This is a genomic window from Paenibacillus faecalis (assembly GCF_900289175.1).
In the GTDB taxonomy this organism is placed as follows: Bacteria; Bacillota; Bacilli; order Paenibacillales; family Paenibacillaceae; genus Paenibacillus_AQ; species Paenibacillus_AQ faecalis.
The window spans coordinates 1,403,225-1,417,076 of sequence record NZ_LT985747.1; the positions used below are offsets into that span (position 1 = coordinate 1,403,225).

A 13,852-nucleotide genomic window follows, 5' to 3' on the forward strand; every position below is an offset into this window, starting at 1 on the left:
TGATTTCACCCCTTCTTTCCGGATTTTCCCAGGATGTAGTTGGCATCAAACAAGAACAGTCGCATCAGCAGAACCAGTGACGGAATGAGCACACACAGACCGAGAACAAATGCCGTGATCATCGTAATCGCCATCGCATCATTCGTTACACTTTCATAGATGTTGATGTATTTATACAGTACATATGGCAAATGTGAGCGGCCGTACCCATACCAGGCAAAAGCAAACTGGAGCATAACCATGATGAAGGATAAACCGAGCCACCTCCGCTTCCACACTCCGTAAACAGCGAACAGAAAGCACAGAAACGATGCGATAAACATCCACGAATCATCAAGCATGGCCGAAAAATGCTCCGGATTTTGCCGATTTAACGTTAGAAATGCAAAAAATGAAAACAGGATTGTCGGTCCGCTCCAGATAAGTGCATATCCCCTGACGACACCGAACGCTATCTCATCTCCGGCCCGGTTCGCATAATAAGCCAAAAACATTGCAGATATATATAGAACACTGACGAGAGCCAGCATGATGACAGACCATGTATACGGGTTCGTGAAAAAATTAACCCAATCCAAGCGCACCTTCCCGTCAGCCACATAAATGATACCGCCCTCGGAAATGGCTAAGATAGTAGATAAGGCTGCTGGAATCAACAGCCCGGTTGCCCCATACAGGGCCATGTAAATTTTGTTATTCTCCTTGCTGCTGCCGTATGTATTATAAGCGTAATAAGCGCCTCGGATCGCAAGCAGCACCGTAGCCAGACTGCCGGGTACGAGCAGCGCTGTACCGTAATAGAACGCCGCATCCGGAAAGAAAGCGACAAGTCCGACAACGAAAAAGATCAGAAAAACGTTCGTCACTTCCCACACAGGAGACAGATATCTCTGAATAATGTTATGTATTTTATTTTCATGTCCTGTCATCACACTGTAAAAGCTGAAAAAACCGGCCCCAAAATCGATGGACGCCACAATTAAATATCCGAACAAAAATGTCCATAAAATGGTGATCGCGACCAATCCGTAGCTCATCTTCCGCCATCTCCCTTGCTGTTTATATCAAGCATCGCAAGCTCTTCTTCCGCATTTTTGTTACGATACAGCTTGGCAAGCACGCGAATAGCCGATATCGCAAGCACCAAATACAGCAATATGAAAAGCAGCAGCATCCACCCGACATTCGCTGATGTTGTCGCTGCCTCCCCCACCTTCATATATCCCCGTAAAATCCACGGTTGCCGTCCGACTTCAGCTAAAAACCAGCCTAGCCAAATCGCGACCAAGGCCATTGGAGCAAGTGCCATAATACATATAAGCAGCCACTTCGGATACGCTTTTTTGCCTGGAAGCCATTTACGGAATATATATAGAAGTGGAACAATGACAAGAAGAACCCCATTCAACACTTTTAAATCAAAGAAATAGTGAATCAGCAGCGGAGGCTGCTCATCTTCCGGGAATTCATTTAATCCGATCACCTCGGTATCCGGTCGATTCCCGGCCAGTATGCTTAATGCATAGGGAATTTTTAACGCATATTTGATATCACGATTTTCATCCAAAACACCGCCATAAATAAGCGGAGCCCCTCTCATGGTCTCAAAATGCCATTCCATAGCCGCCAGCTTCTCAGGCTGATATTTAGCCAAAAATTTACCGGAGAAGTCACCGATGATGACGGTGGCTACTGCAAATACCAAGGTGGAAATGACCGTCAGCTTCAGTGCCTTTTTAAAGTACTCATGCTTCTTTCCCCGCAGCATGCTGTAGGCAGCTATACTTGCCAGGGCGGCGGCACTCGTTGTATAGGCAGAGGCGAGGACATGACTAACTTTGGTTGGTGTAGCCGGATTGAACATAGCCACTAACGGGTTTACATTCGTAAATACCCCGTTCACCAGTTCAAAGCCCTGCGGCTGGTTCATAAAAGCATTCATGCTAGTAATGAAAAAAGCAGAGGCGGAAGCACCGATCGCCACCGGGATGAGCAGCAGCAGATGGGTATACTTCCCCTTGAACCGATCCCAAGTATACAAATAGATTCCCAGAAAAATAGCTTCTATAAAAAAAGCGAACGTCTCCAGAAACAGCGGCAGCGCAATCGCTTTGCCCGCTACACGCATAAACGTTGGCCACAGCAAGCTCAGCTGAAGTCCGATTGCGGTTCCCGTCACGACTCCGACCGCTACAGTAATGACATATCCCCTTGCCCACCTGCGAGCAAGCAGTGTATAGTGTCCGTCATTTCTATGTATCCCCCTCCATTCCGCCAAAGCAAGCATCACCGGTACACCTACCCCAATCGTTGCGAGAATGATATGGACGAACAGTGTTAATGCGGTTAACACCCGGCTCATTATTACAGGGTCCAGGGAAGACATCACGTTCACTCCTTGTTGTAATTATCCGAATTAATGCATGTAACGTATAAAAGCCTTTACGGTGCCGTACAACATGATCGCCGCGGCTATAAAGCATATAACAGCCAGTTTTTTATCCTGTTTTAGATTCATGCTGTAAAAGCTCCCTTCTAGGTCTGCTTCCTTCATTCAAGAAACCCCCATATATAGTTTGACAATCCTTCCTCTTTTTATCCAAAATGGGGAAAATAACGAGCTTGATGAAGATTCATATGAAGAAAAGAGCCGCTATGTTTTTTCCTGTCGATAAAAGAGGTACAATAGGATAGATTGAAAAGGAGGTTGAGAATGAAATGAAGATTACGTTTATCGAACCTACCCCGAGTCCAAACTCCATGAAGCTTCATTTGGATGAATCCCTGGAACCCGGGATTCGCAAAACATATACGTTGGATAACGAACGTTCCGCACCAGCATGGATCCGTGAACTGCTCCATATCCCCGGTGTTAAAAGTATTTTTCACACGCTGGATTTTATCGCACTCGATCGTAAAGGTAATGCCGATTGGCCATCCATCCTGGCGGCAGTACAGGAAAAGTTTGGCCAAGAAGGCCTGAAATCAGGCCTGGATAACGAAAATGACGGCGCGGCGTTTGGGGAAGCACAAGTATTTATCCAACTGTTCCGCGGAATCCCGATGCAAATCCGTGTAAAAGGAGAAGGGCGTGAAGAACGAATCGGACTTTCCTCCCGTTTCACAAACGCCGTTGGGAAAGTAGCCTCTTCCGCCTTGATCAAGGAACGAAAACTGAAGGATTACGGTGTACGCTACGGCGAGCTTGAAGATATTGCGCGTGAAGTGGAGCAGGAAATCGAAGCGGCCTACCCTCCAGAACGGCTGGAAAAAGTGGTTGAGCAAGCGATTGCCCATAGCTCAGGCGAGGAAGAGTTTATTGAGCAGCGCCGAAAGCTGAGCGATGAGGAAATCGAGGCAGCCATGAAGGACCCTGACTGGCGTGTTCGTTATGCCGCCCTTGATGTGCTGGAGCCAACAGAAGCCCATATCCCTCTGCTAAGCGCTGCACTGAAAGATGATAAAATGCAAATTCGCCGTTTGGCAGTTGTCTACCTCGGCGATTTGGGCACAGCCGATGCATTGGAGCTTTTATACGAGGCGATGACAGATGAAAAGCCAGCTGTACGGCGAACTGCCGGTGATACGCTGTCCGATATCGGCGACCCAGCAGCCACACCTGTCATGATGAAAGCGCTGAAAGACAGCAATAAGCTTGTACGCTGGCGTGCAGCCAGGTTCCTGTATGAAGTGGGAACCGAAGAAGCTCTTCCAGCACTAGAGGAAGCTGCACAAGATCCGGAATTTGAAGTCAGTCTTCAAGTTCGCATGGCGCTGGAACGAATCCAATCTGGCGAAGAAGCCGCCGGTACCGTGTGGCAGCAAATGGCGAAGCGATTACGTGATTAGGTACTAAGCGTACATGGGATTATCGTAAATGGTATAAATATCCATTGCTTGAAACTTAAATGATGCTATATACTTATCTTTCGAGAACATAATAAAGATAGCCTCATCATTTCGATGAGGTAGAGGTTGCGAATGTGATCAGTAAACGTGTTGAGGTGAGGAGTCACCTGTGACGCACGCTTGAAAGGCACCTTCGCCGAAGTGGACGGCTGGACTCTTACAACGTCTGCTGGGTTCGATCCCGAAAGGGACGAAACTGTCACGGGAGCCAATCCTTAGCTTCCCGTGTTGTGCTATCTTCATGGAGTATGATGCGGTTATATATCCAGGGCTGCAGTGTACACTGCAGCCCTTTTGCATTATGTCCATGAACGTGTTGATCATTTATTTTATAAAAAAGGAGTGTTTCATCATGGGACGTGAGAAAGCACCGGCGAACTCACTTAAACAAAGTTTTAAAACGCGTCACATGACCATGATCGCTTTGGGCGGTTCGATCGGAACCGGCCTGTTCCTCGCCAGCGGCGGTGCCATCGCTTCCGCTGGACCAGGTGGGGCGTTAATCGCCTACGCTGCCGTTGGGCTTATGGTATATTTTCTCATGACCAGCCTGGGAGAACTGGCCACCTACCTTCCCGATTCGGGGTCCTTTAGTACGTATGCAACACGTTTTGTCAGTCCGGCGTTCGGCTTTGCGGTCGGCTGGAACTTCTGGTATAACTGGGCCGTCACGATCGCAGCGGAGCTTGCTGCCGCTACGGTCATTATCAAGTTCTGGTTCCCTGATAGTCCGTCTTTCCTGTGGAGCTTGTTGTTCCTCGGCATTATGTTCGGTTTAAACGCATTGTCAGCCAAAGGCTACGGCGAATCCGAATACTGGTTTGCCATTATCAAGGTCGTCACCGTAATCGTCTTTCTGATTGTCGGTGTTATGATGATATTCGGAATTCTCGGTGGTGAAGCTGTCGGATTTACGAACTTTAATCTTGACGGAAGCCCGGTGCATGGCGGCTTTTTCGCCATTCTCGGTGTCTTTATGGCTGCAGGTTTCTCCTTCCAGGGAACCGAGCTCATCGGTGTTGCCGCCGGGGAAAGCGAGAACCCGAGAAAGAACGTACCTCGCGCGATACGTCAAGTGTTCTGGCGCATTCTGATCTTTTATATATTTGCAATATTCGTCATTGGCTTGCTTATTCCGTACACACATCCAAGCCTGGTTCAATCGGGTGTCGAAGATATCAGTGTCAGCCCATTTACGCTCGTATTTGAAAAAGCCGGTCTAGCCTTTGCCGCTTCTGTCATGAACGCCGTCATCCTGAGTTCAGTGCTGTCCGCCGGAAACTCCGGCATGTACGCCTCAACACGCGTGCTCTACTCAATGGCCAAGCAAGGGATGGCGCCAAAATGGCTAAGCCGCCTAAACAGCCGCGGTGTTCCAATTGGAGCCCTTGTTGTAACGGCATCTGTCGGCATGCTCGCCTTCCTGGCTTCATTTTTCGGGGATGGTGTCGTGTACATTTGGCTGTTGAACGCTTCGGGCATGTGCGGCTTTATTAACTGGCTAGCTATTGCCGTCAGCCATTATCGCTTTCGGAAAGCTTATGTGGCCCAAGGCCATGATCCGAAGGATTTACCGTTTCGGGCTCGCTGGTTCCCGTTCGGACCGATCTTTGCGTTCCTGCTCTGTCTTGTTGCGATCATCGGTCAAGGCAATTTCAGCGGCGAAACGGACTGGACTACGCTCTTTGCAACCTATATCAGCATTCCGCTGTTCTTTGCGATCTGGTTCGGATATCGTCTGTTTAAGAAAAGCAAAATTGTACCGCTTACCGAGTGCGATCTGAGCACGAATGACAACTAATTGTGATCAAGAAACGATTTGCCTTCGATGTCTGATATATTAAAAAAAGGAGGTCCCGACGGTCTGTTGACCTTGGGACTTCCTTTTTTAAAAGGCATTTTATCGATTTACCAAGATATATGAACCTTCAAATCATCTGTGTTCTCAAATGGACCGTGGTAATAACGGATCGCTCCAATGTTTTCGCTGAGCTGCAAATCCTGAAGTACTTTCAGTAAGTCACTTTCCTTGCCGTCAAAGCGGAATACAAGCTCTTTATTACCGGATTGGTTTGCAGCTCTTACCTTAGGACTTAAATCGCTATAAGAACGCACAACCTCTTTATGATCATACAGATGGTACTCCAGCTCCACCATCATCTTGCGGTAAACAACGGATTCAGACGAATTTTGCGATGCCAGCTTTTGAAGTGTACTGTGGTAAGTAGTGTTCGCCGCCGGATAAGGCTTTGTCCAGGTATGGTCTTTTCTCATCTGCTCATCCGTTCGGAGGTAGTAATTATAAGATACCTTCCCTTTGCGGTCGGGCACCGGATCATTCCAAGTCGTATCCAGGTGGTACCATTCTCCATCCAAAAGAACCAAATTCCACGCATGGAGTATCCCTTGCGGGTTACCTTCAGGATAAGCGGTTCCTTCTACGATTTTATTAGGAATACCTGCCTCTTTCAGCATCTTGTACGTTAACAGCGAGTACCCCTGACAAACCGTGCTTCCTGTACTCAATCCGTCATACGCCGTATATTTTTGAAATGATGTATCATACTCCAGATTCAGGACGACCCAATCGTTAATAGCTTTTACCTTCTCATGGTCGTTCATGCCGGGCTTTATGATCGTATCCAAAATACTCTTGACCCGTTTGTTGACATATTCAGTCTCGCTCGCAGTTTCCCGGTATGTAAGGCGTACCGTCACATCCGCTGCACTAGATGTCCCCCGGTAATCATAGCTATAACTGGCTATCGTGTAATGTATATAAGGATCGCTCACCATCGCCTGCTCCAGCGCCTCTTTCAGCTGGGTCTTGAGCGAATTGGTCTGCCCCTCATATACAAAGCGAACGGTTGTCTGTCTGTTGTTCATCGCTGTGATCAGCGTTTGCTGAATTTGATCAATAGACTTTACAACCTGCATATTGGATTCGGCATATACTTTATTGAATTCAACCGATTCAGGAATAGCGGCTACAGTTACGGCCAAACTCCCAACCAACAGCAATTTTATAAGTGCCGACCGGCTTCGTTTCATGAATATACCCGTCCTTTCGTCTTCCATACTATTTTGTATTTCTGATTATAACATAATAATCCAGAGCTTGAAGCTTCTAATTTTGTCGACCAAGTTCGAATTTTGTCGAACAAGTACGAATTACGGCAGCTGCTTAAACTGTAATTCTACTAACAAAAAAGCGCGTGCGATCGATTCACCAAAAGTCATATATCTGCCAACTTGCATGTATGGATAAGACATATAATAGATTAGAAGGATGTAAATGTTACCTGCTAGATTCAAAAATACAGCGATGCAAAATAACACTTTGCACCGCTGTAACTTTATACGGATATGATTTTTTACCTTCTTGAGGCGGCTTGAACCGTGTTCCTTAAAGCCCCGGTTAACCATGAAATTCCGCTAGTCCCTTACTCAGCTCGCGCGTAGCACCGTATACTGTCTTATATAGTCCGAACAACTTCTCGTACTTTTGAGCCGTTTCGGGATTCGGTACGTAGGTTTTAGCTTCACGCAGAAACTCCGCCGCGCAGGCTTGCAGACTTGGAAACCAGCCGCAGCCATATGCGGCAAGCATTGCAGCGCCCATGGCCGGCCCCTGCTCGCTTTCCAGCTTCACGATCTCGGCATTAAACATATCGGCCTGCATCTGAAGCCAGATTTCATTCTTTGCACCGCCGCCGATCGAAATGACCCGGTCGATTAACTTGCCCGATGCTCGCAATATATCGATTGATTCGCGAAGTGAAAAAGTAATTCCCTCCAAAACTGCACGCGTAAAATGCGGAAGCCTGTGGCCTGCATCCATTCCGATGAAGCTGCCGCGGATATCAGCATCCGGATGAGGCGTGCGCTCACCGACGATATACGGTGTGAACAACAAGCCCCCGCTGCCTGCCGGAACATCCCCGATGCCATTCAGCAGCTCATCAAACGAGGTATCCGGGGCAAAAGTTTCTTTAAACCAAGTAAGGCTGTATCCCGCCGCAAGCGTGACACCCATAATGTAATACGCATCTTTCTCGCTGTGGTTGAAGAAGTGAACCTTGCCTTCGAAATCAACATCTTTCCGTTCTTCATAAGAAAGCACTACACCGGACGTGCCGATGCTGCACATCGTCTGCCCGTCTGCCAGAATGCCTGCGCCGATCGCACCGCAGGCATTGTCCGCGCCGCCTGAAAAAACCTTTGTCTCCGGAAGGAGGCCGGTCTGGTTTGCCATTTCAGGCAGCAGCGTTCCGCATTCTGCGAAAGATTCCACAAGCGGAGGGCATAAAGAATGCGGCAGGTTAAAAGCATCGAGTATGTCTTTGCTCCAGGTTTTCTCTGCCACATCCAACAGCAGTGTCCCCGCCGCATCCGAGTAGTCCATCGCGAACTGTCCAGTCAGCCGGTATCTAACATAATCCTTCGGCAGCAGAAACAGCGATGCCCGATCCAATAACTCCGGCTCGTTCTCTTGCACCCACAAAATCTTCGGTAGCGTAAAGCCTTCCAGAGCACGGTTGCGTGCAATGCGCAGCAACTTCTCCTGAAGGATCTTCTCGATTCGGCGGCACTGGGCTGTCGTCCTGGTGTCATTCCACAAAATAGCCGGACGCAGCGCTGCACCCTCCTCATCCACCAAAACGAGGCCGTGCATCTGACCGGAGAAACTTAGCCCTTCGATCTGGGACGGAGATACCTTCGCCTCTTCAAGCAAGAGTCGCAAAGACAATACCGTCTTATCTACCCAATCTTCCGGGCGCTGTTCGCTGTATCCCGGCTTTGGCTGACTCAGCGGATACGATTCCGAATGCTCGCTAACTACCCTGCCGCTGCGGTCTACCAGCACTGTCTTCACTGCGCTGGTACCCAAATCAACTCCGATGACGTAACTCATCTGCATTCCTCCTAACCGTTTAAACGGGATTAAAACAAAACTACCTGGGCTCTTATTCAGGTTATCAAATAAGTACACCGGCTTCCCTACGGGGAGCCGGTGAAGATTTGAATTTCAGGAAATGAGCCGTCTTGGCCTCATGATTAGTTCGCAAGAATGTATTGGTTCAAAATCGCTTTAAGCATTTCTTGGCGGCCGGATTCATTTTTGCGAGGAGATTCGTTGTTCAGTGCATACTCAGCCAGGGAAGACAGCGTTGCCTTGCCTGCTACAACGTCTGCTCCGATTCCTTCCTTAAAGCTGCTGTAACGTTTTTCGATGAAATCTTCGTACACGCGATCCTCAATCAGTTTGGCAGCAACTTTCAAGCCTTTCGCATAGGTATCCATGCCGGCGATATGCGCCAAGAAGAGATCTTCTGGCTCGAAGGACGGACGGCGAACCTTCGCGTCGAAGTTCACACCACCGCGTCCCAACCCACCGTTCATCAGCACTTCATACAACGTCAGGGTAGCATCATAGATGTTTACCGGGAACTCGTCTGTATCCCATCCAAGCAGCATGTCGCCCTGGTTCGCATCGAGGGAACCGAGCATACCGTTGATACGAGCTACACGAAGCTCATGCTCAAACGTATGGCCAGCGAGCGTCGCATGGTTGGCTTCAAGGTTCAGCTTGAAGTGTTTGTCGAGGCCGTATTTTTGCAAGAATGCAATCGTCGTTGCAGCATCGAAATCGTATTGATGCTTGGTCGGCTCTTTCGGTTTAGGCTCGATCAAGAACTGAGCGTCGAAGCCAATCTCCTTCGCGTAATCCACTGCCATATGGAACAAGCGTGCCAGGTTGTCCAACTCAAGCGCCATATCGGTGTTCAGCAGCGTTTCATAGCCTTCACGTCCGCCCCAGAACACGTAGTTTTCGGCGCCAAGACGTTTGCCGACTTCAAGACCTTTCTTGATCTGTGCAGCGGCATGGGCATAAACGTCCGCATTGCATGTCGTACCTGCGCCATGCATAAAACGAGGATTAGTGAACATGTTTGCCGTGTTCCATAGCAGCTTCTTACCCGTGGATTTCATATGCTCTTCGATCAGATCCACGATCGTATCGATGTTGCTGTAGAATTCCCGCAAGCTGCTGCCTTCCGGAGCGATGTCCACATCATGGAAACAGAAATACGGCAGGTTCATTTTCTCCATAAACTCAAATCCGGCTTCAACGCGAGCTTTCGCAAGATCCATGCCGGAGTAATTCCCCCAAGGACGAACTGCGGTGTCTGAACCAAACGGATCGGTCCCACCCGCCGTTAATGTATGCCAGTAAGCCATAGCGAAACGGAGATGCTCCTCCATCGTTTTGCCGGCTATGACTTCTGTTGGATTATAAAATTTAAAAGCATAAGGATTGGTGGATGTGCTTCCTTCATACTCGACTTTGCTGATGTTGTTGAAATAGGCCATTAAATAAATCCTCCTATACCTAGTTAAGAGTCGTTAACGCTTACAGGGATATCCTAACACACCCTAACCACTTTGTCTATTGGTTAAACAAAGTAGTGGACTTACATTTTTTTCACGGATCAATGTCTCTTCTTCCCTGCTTGTCTTAGGTACTTACTTCTTTCTTTACACCATCCTTATTTCTTGCGAAGACGGTTGCAATTTCCGAACGTTGCGCCTAGACTATGAGCATATCAAAACGTTAGCTAAGCTGTGTTAAAGGATGAAGAAACATGACTAGAATTACAGGTGACCAGGCACTGGTCAAAAAAATAAACACATCCATCATTCTCGATACGATTCGCCGCCACGCTCCAATCTCCCGTGCTAAGGTATCCGAACTGACCGGTCTTAATAAAGCTACGGTATCCAATCTTGTTCAGGAGCTGTCTGCCCATCATCTGCTCCAGGAAATCGGGCCCGGTAAATCCAGCGGCGGAAGGAAGCCGCAGATGCTTCTGTTCAATGGCCAGGCCGGTTATGCGATCGGCGTTGAACTAAGCGTCAACCAAATGACGGCGATCCTGACGGACCTGGAAGGTAACATAGTGGCCGAGGCGGAGGATACGCTCATAGACCATGATGTAGAAACCGTAACGAAGCATATGATCACACTGGTGAACAGGCTTGTGAAACAGGCTCCACCTTCTCCCTACGGCATGATCGGTATCGGCGTCGGCGTTCCCGGCATGGTGGATGGTGATGGAACGATCCTTTTCGCTCCCAACCTCGGCTGGGACATGGTTCCGATGCGTCGCATGCTGGAAGAAGAGCTAGGACTGCCCGTTACAATCGACAATGAAGCAAATGCAGGCGCTCAAGGCGAGCTTCGCTTTGGAGCAGGACAGGATGCCCGTCATCTACTGTACATCAGCGCCGGCAGCGGCATCGGTTCGGGAATCATTATTAACGGTGAGCTGTACAAAGGAGCTCGTGGCTATGCCGGGGAAAGCGGGCACATGTCGATCGAGGCGGACGGCAAAGCCTGCTCATGCGGCAACCGAGGCTGCTGGGAGCTGTATGCATCGGAAAAGTCGTATGCCGACAAACGCGGCCTTCTCCCTTCCAACCGCACCTCGGAACTGGTGAGCCATGCCGAGGCTGGACATGCGGAGACCATCCGCCACTTTCAAGAGATCGGGCGCTATCTAGGAATCGGCATTACAAATCTCGTAAACGGATTCAATCCGCAATCCGTCATCATCGGTGGACCGTTGTCGGATGCAAAAGCCTGGATCGAAGACAGCCTTCAGCAAGTTGTCGCAGAGCGTACGCTTCCGTATCACCGGGAGCTGATGGAGATTCGATTTGCTGAGCTTGGCAGCCGCTCCACGATGATCGGGGCTGCCTACTCCGCTATATCACAATTTTTAGGACCTGTCAGGGTATCTGTCCCTGCAACATAAATGGCTGGGGTTTACGCAGCCATAACCAAGGAGCCATCCCGCGAGATCTTAGATCTTTTGGGATGGCTCCTTGAAGGATTCAGTTGGAAACAGGTCGCTCCAAGATCATAACGCCCCTTCCAGCAATCGAAACCAAACCCGATAGCGCCCGATCAGTCAAGAGATCCGTTAGGCTTTCAGAACCTGCGTCAAATGTCATCTCTTCCGCATTATGGTTCATAACAAACAGCAGCGATTTCCCTTCCTTCACCCGCTCCGCAACCTCAACGCCTTCTGGCGTATTCAGCAGCGGCTTGACTCCTTGTTCGTCGCATAGATCCGTGATAAAGTCGCGAAGGAAAGCTGCATCGGGACTGCTGCCAACATAATACGCCTGCCCTTTACCGAATCGGTTTTTCGTCAGCACCGGCGTACCTTCATAAAAATCGGCTCCATACTCCGCCAGAACCTCAGCCGTTTCCGCATGGATCACATCGCACAAAATTCCGCAGGAATAGCTTCCGGCAAGCGCGCCTGAATTCTGTTTCATCACGATTTGATTGTGTTGTCCCGGCAGCAGAGCGTCTATCTCTTCCGCCCATATCCCCGTCACGTTGCGAAGCTCGCCCGGATATCCACCCAGCGTAACCAGATCATGCTCGTTAACGATTCCGCTGAAGAAAGTGGTCACGAACGTCCCGCCATCCGATACGAACTGCTCGATCCGCTTTGCAACACCTGGCTTTACCATATACAGAACAGGCGCGATGACAACATCATATTTACCGAAATCTTCTTCAACGCTGATAATATCTGTTTGAATATTTTGATCGTACAGAGCTGCATAGTATTTATGAATCTCATCAACATACTTCAATTCCTTCGTCGGTCCGCTTGACAGCTCAAGCGCCCAGCGGTTTTCCCAATCGTACATGATCGCCACTTTCGCGTTTGAGCGGGCATCCAGAATCTTGTCTCCAAGCTTCTGCAGCTCTTGCCCCAGCTCAGCGCATTCGCGGAACACCCGCGTATGCTCATGTCCCACATGCTCGATCAGAGCACCGTGGAATTTCTCACATGCGCCAATTGATCGGCGGAGCTGGAAGAACATAACCGTATCAGCACCGTGCGCGACCGCCTGATAGCTCCAGAGCCGCATCACTCCCGGACGCTTGGCCGAATTGTATGGAGACCAGTTCTGAACGCTCGGCGTCTGCTCCATCAGCATGAACGGCTGACCGCTCTTGAGCCCGCGCATCAGGTTGTGAGACATCGCCGTAAAGCTAACCGGCGTATCAATGGCAGGGTAGTTGTCCCAGGATACAACATCCATATGTTTGGCCCATTTAAAATAATCCAGCTCAGGATAAAATCCCATCAGATTCGTCGTCACCGGAATATCCGGCGTTATACGTTTAATTTCGTCCCTCTCTAGCAGGTAGCACTCCAGCAAGCTGTCGGATTGGAAGCGACGATAATCGATGGAAATGCCCTGGAAGAAGGTCCGGTTCCCTTCAAATTCTTCGCTGAGTGCATTCGGCACGACGATTTCGTCCCAATCGTAGAACGTATGACCCCAAAAACCGCTGTTCCATGCAGCATTCAACTTCTCCAGCGTCCCATAGCGCTCTTTCAGCCAGACACGAAACTGCCGCTCGCAGTTATCGCAATAGCAATAGCCGCCATATTCGTTAGCGACGTGCCAGATAGCCAGCGCCGGATGATCCTTATAGCGCTCAGCCAAGTTTCTTGCCATCCGCGCCGCATATTTACGGTAAGTCGGACTGTTCGGACATGAGTTATGACGGCCGCCAAATTTGCGCTTGCGTCCCTCGTAATCCACGCGCAGAATATCCGGATATTTCTTCGCCATCCACGCTGGATGGGCTGCCGTACTTGTACCAAGGCAGACCTTAACACCTTCCGCCGCCAAGCGATCCATAATATCGTCAAGCCATTCGAAGTGATAGCTCTCCTCATCCGGCTGGTTTCTGGCCCATGAGAACACATTGATTGTAGCGACATCGACCCCCGCCAATTTAAACATTCGCATATCCTCGTCCATCGTCGCTTTATCCCACTGCTCCGGGTTGTAATCCCCGCCATACCATATTTTTGGAATCTTTGGATTAATCATAATAGGA

The 13,852-nt window shown here is 49.2% G+C and carries 10 protein-coding genes and 1 riboswitch; of the genes, 3 read left to right on the plus strand and 7 right to left on the minus strand.

The features are described from left to right. Window positions 1-5: 5 nt before the first annotated feature. Genes C8268_RS06915 through C8268_RS22645 form a run of 3 tightly spaced genes read right to left on the minus strand, consistent with a single transcriptional unit; the run spans window position 6 to window position 2,554 of the window. Window positions 6-1,037 (minus strand): cytochrome d ubiquinol oxidase subunit II, encoded by a 1,032-nt coding sequence (locus tag C8268_RS06915; protein WP_106766989.1) that lies wholly within the window; start codon window positions 1,035-1,037, stop codon window positions 6-8. Then, the gene (locus C8268_RS06920; RefSeq protein ID WP_106766990.1) at window positions 1,034-2,386 is read right to left on the minus strand and encodes a cytochrome ubiquinol oxidase subunit I; all 1,353 of its coding nucleotides are present in this window, start codon (window positions 2,384-2,386) and stop codon (window positions 1,034-1,036) included. Before C8268_RS06920 ends, C8268_RS06915 begins: the two co-directional genes overlap by 4 nt. 30 nt (window positions 2,387-2,416) lie before the next feature. Continuing rightward, entirely contained in the window at window positions 2,417-2,554 is a 138-nt protein-coding gene (locus C8268_RS22645; RefSeq protein WP_158702692.1) for a hypothetical protein, read from the minus strand. A gap of 164 nt (window positions 2,555-2,718) precedes the next feature. Here C8268_RS22645 and C8268_RS06925 point away from each other — a divergent pair, with 164 nt between their 5' ends. After that, window positions 2,719-3,849 (plus strand): virulence factor, encoded by a 1,131-nt coding sequence (locus C8268_RS06925; protein ID WP_106766991.1) that lies wholly within the window; start codon window positions 2,719-2,721, stop codon window positions 3,847-3,849. A 112-nt stretch (window positions 3,850-3,961) separates the two neighbouring features. Next, window positions 3,962-4,153: riboswitch (Lysine riboswitch) on the plus strand. Window positions 4,154-4,261: 108 nt separating this feature from the next. Next, the gene (locus C8268_RS06930) at window positions 4,262-5,710 is read left to right on the plus strand and encodes an amino acid permease (RefSeq protein ID WP_106766992.1); all 1,449 of its coding nucleotides are present in this window, start codon (window positions 4,262-4,264) and stop codon (window positions 5,708-5,710) included. Window positions 5,711-5,817: 107 nt separating this feature from the next. Here the strand turns inward: C8268_RS06930 and C8268_RS06935 are convergent, their stop codons facing one another. From C8268_RS06935 to xylA, 3 genes are all read right to left on the minus strand, one after another. Continuing rightward, window positions 5,818-6,960 (minus strand): transglutaminase domain-containing protein, encoded by a 1,143-nt coding sequence (locus tag C8268_RS06935; RefSeq protein WP_106766993.1) that lies wholly within the window; start codon window positions 6,958-6,960, stop codon window positions 5,818-5,820. Between the two features lie 367 nt (window positions 6,961-7,327). After that, window positions 7,328-8,824: a xylulokinase gene (gene xylB, locus C8268_RS06945; RefSeq protein WP_106766995.1), complete on the minus strand. Its 1,497-nt coding sequence runs from the start codon at window positions 8,822-8,824 to the stop codon at window positions 7,328-7,330. A gap of 143 nt (window positions 8,825-8,967) precedes the next feature. Next, window positions 8,968-10,284 (minus strand): xylose isomerase, encoded by a 1,317-nt coding sequence (gene xylA / locus C8268_RS06950; protein WP_106766996.1) that lies wholly within the window; start codon window positions 10,282-10,284, stop codon window positions 8,968-8,970. A gap of 272 nt (window positions 10,285-10,556) precedes the next feature. Between xylA and C8268_RS06955 the strand changes: the two genes are divergently transcribed. Further along, complete coding sequence (locus C8268_RS06955) at window positions 10,557-11,729, plus strand: ROK family protein (RefSeq protein WP_106766997.1); 1,173 nt, start codon at window positions 10,557-10,559, stop codon at window positions 11,727-11,729. A gap of 79 nt (window positions 11,730-11,808) precedes the next feature. On the opposite strand, the gene C8268_RS06960 is transcribed toward C8268_RS06955, so the two are convergent. Further along, a complete protein-coding gene (locus C8268_RS06960) occupies window positions 11,809-13,845 on the minus strand; it encodes a beta-galactosidase (protein ID WP_106766998.1) in 2,037 nt (678 codons plus the stop codon). Window positions 13,846-13,852 lie beyond the last annotated feature (7 nt).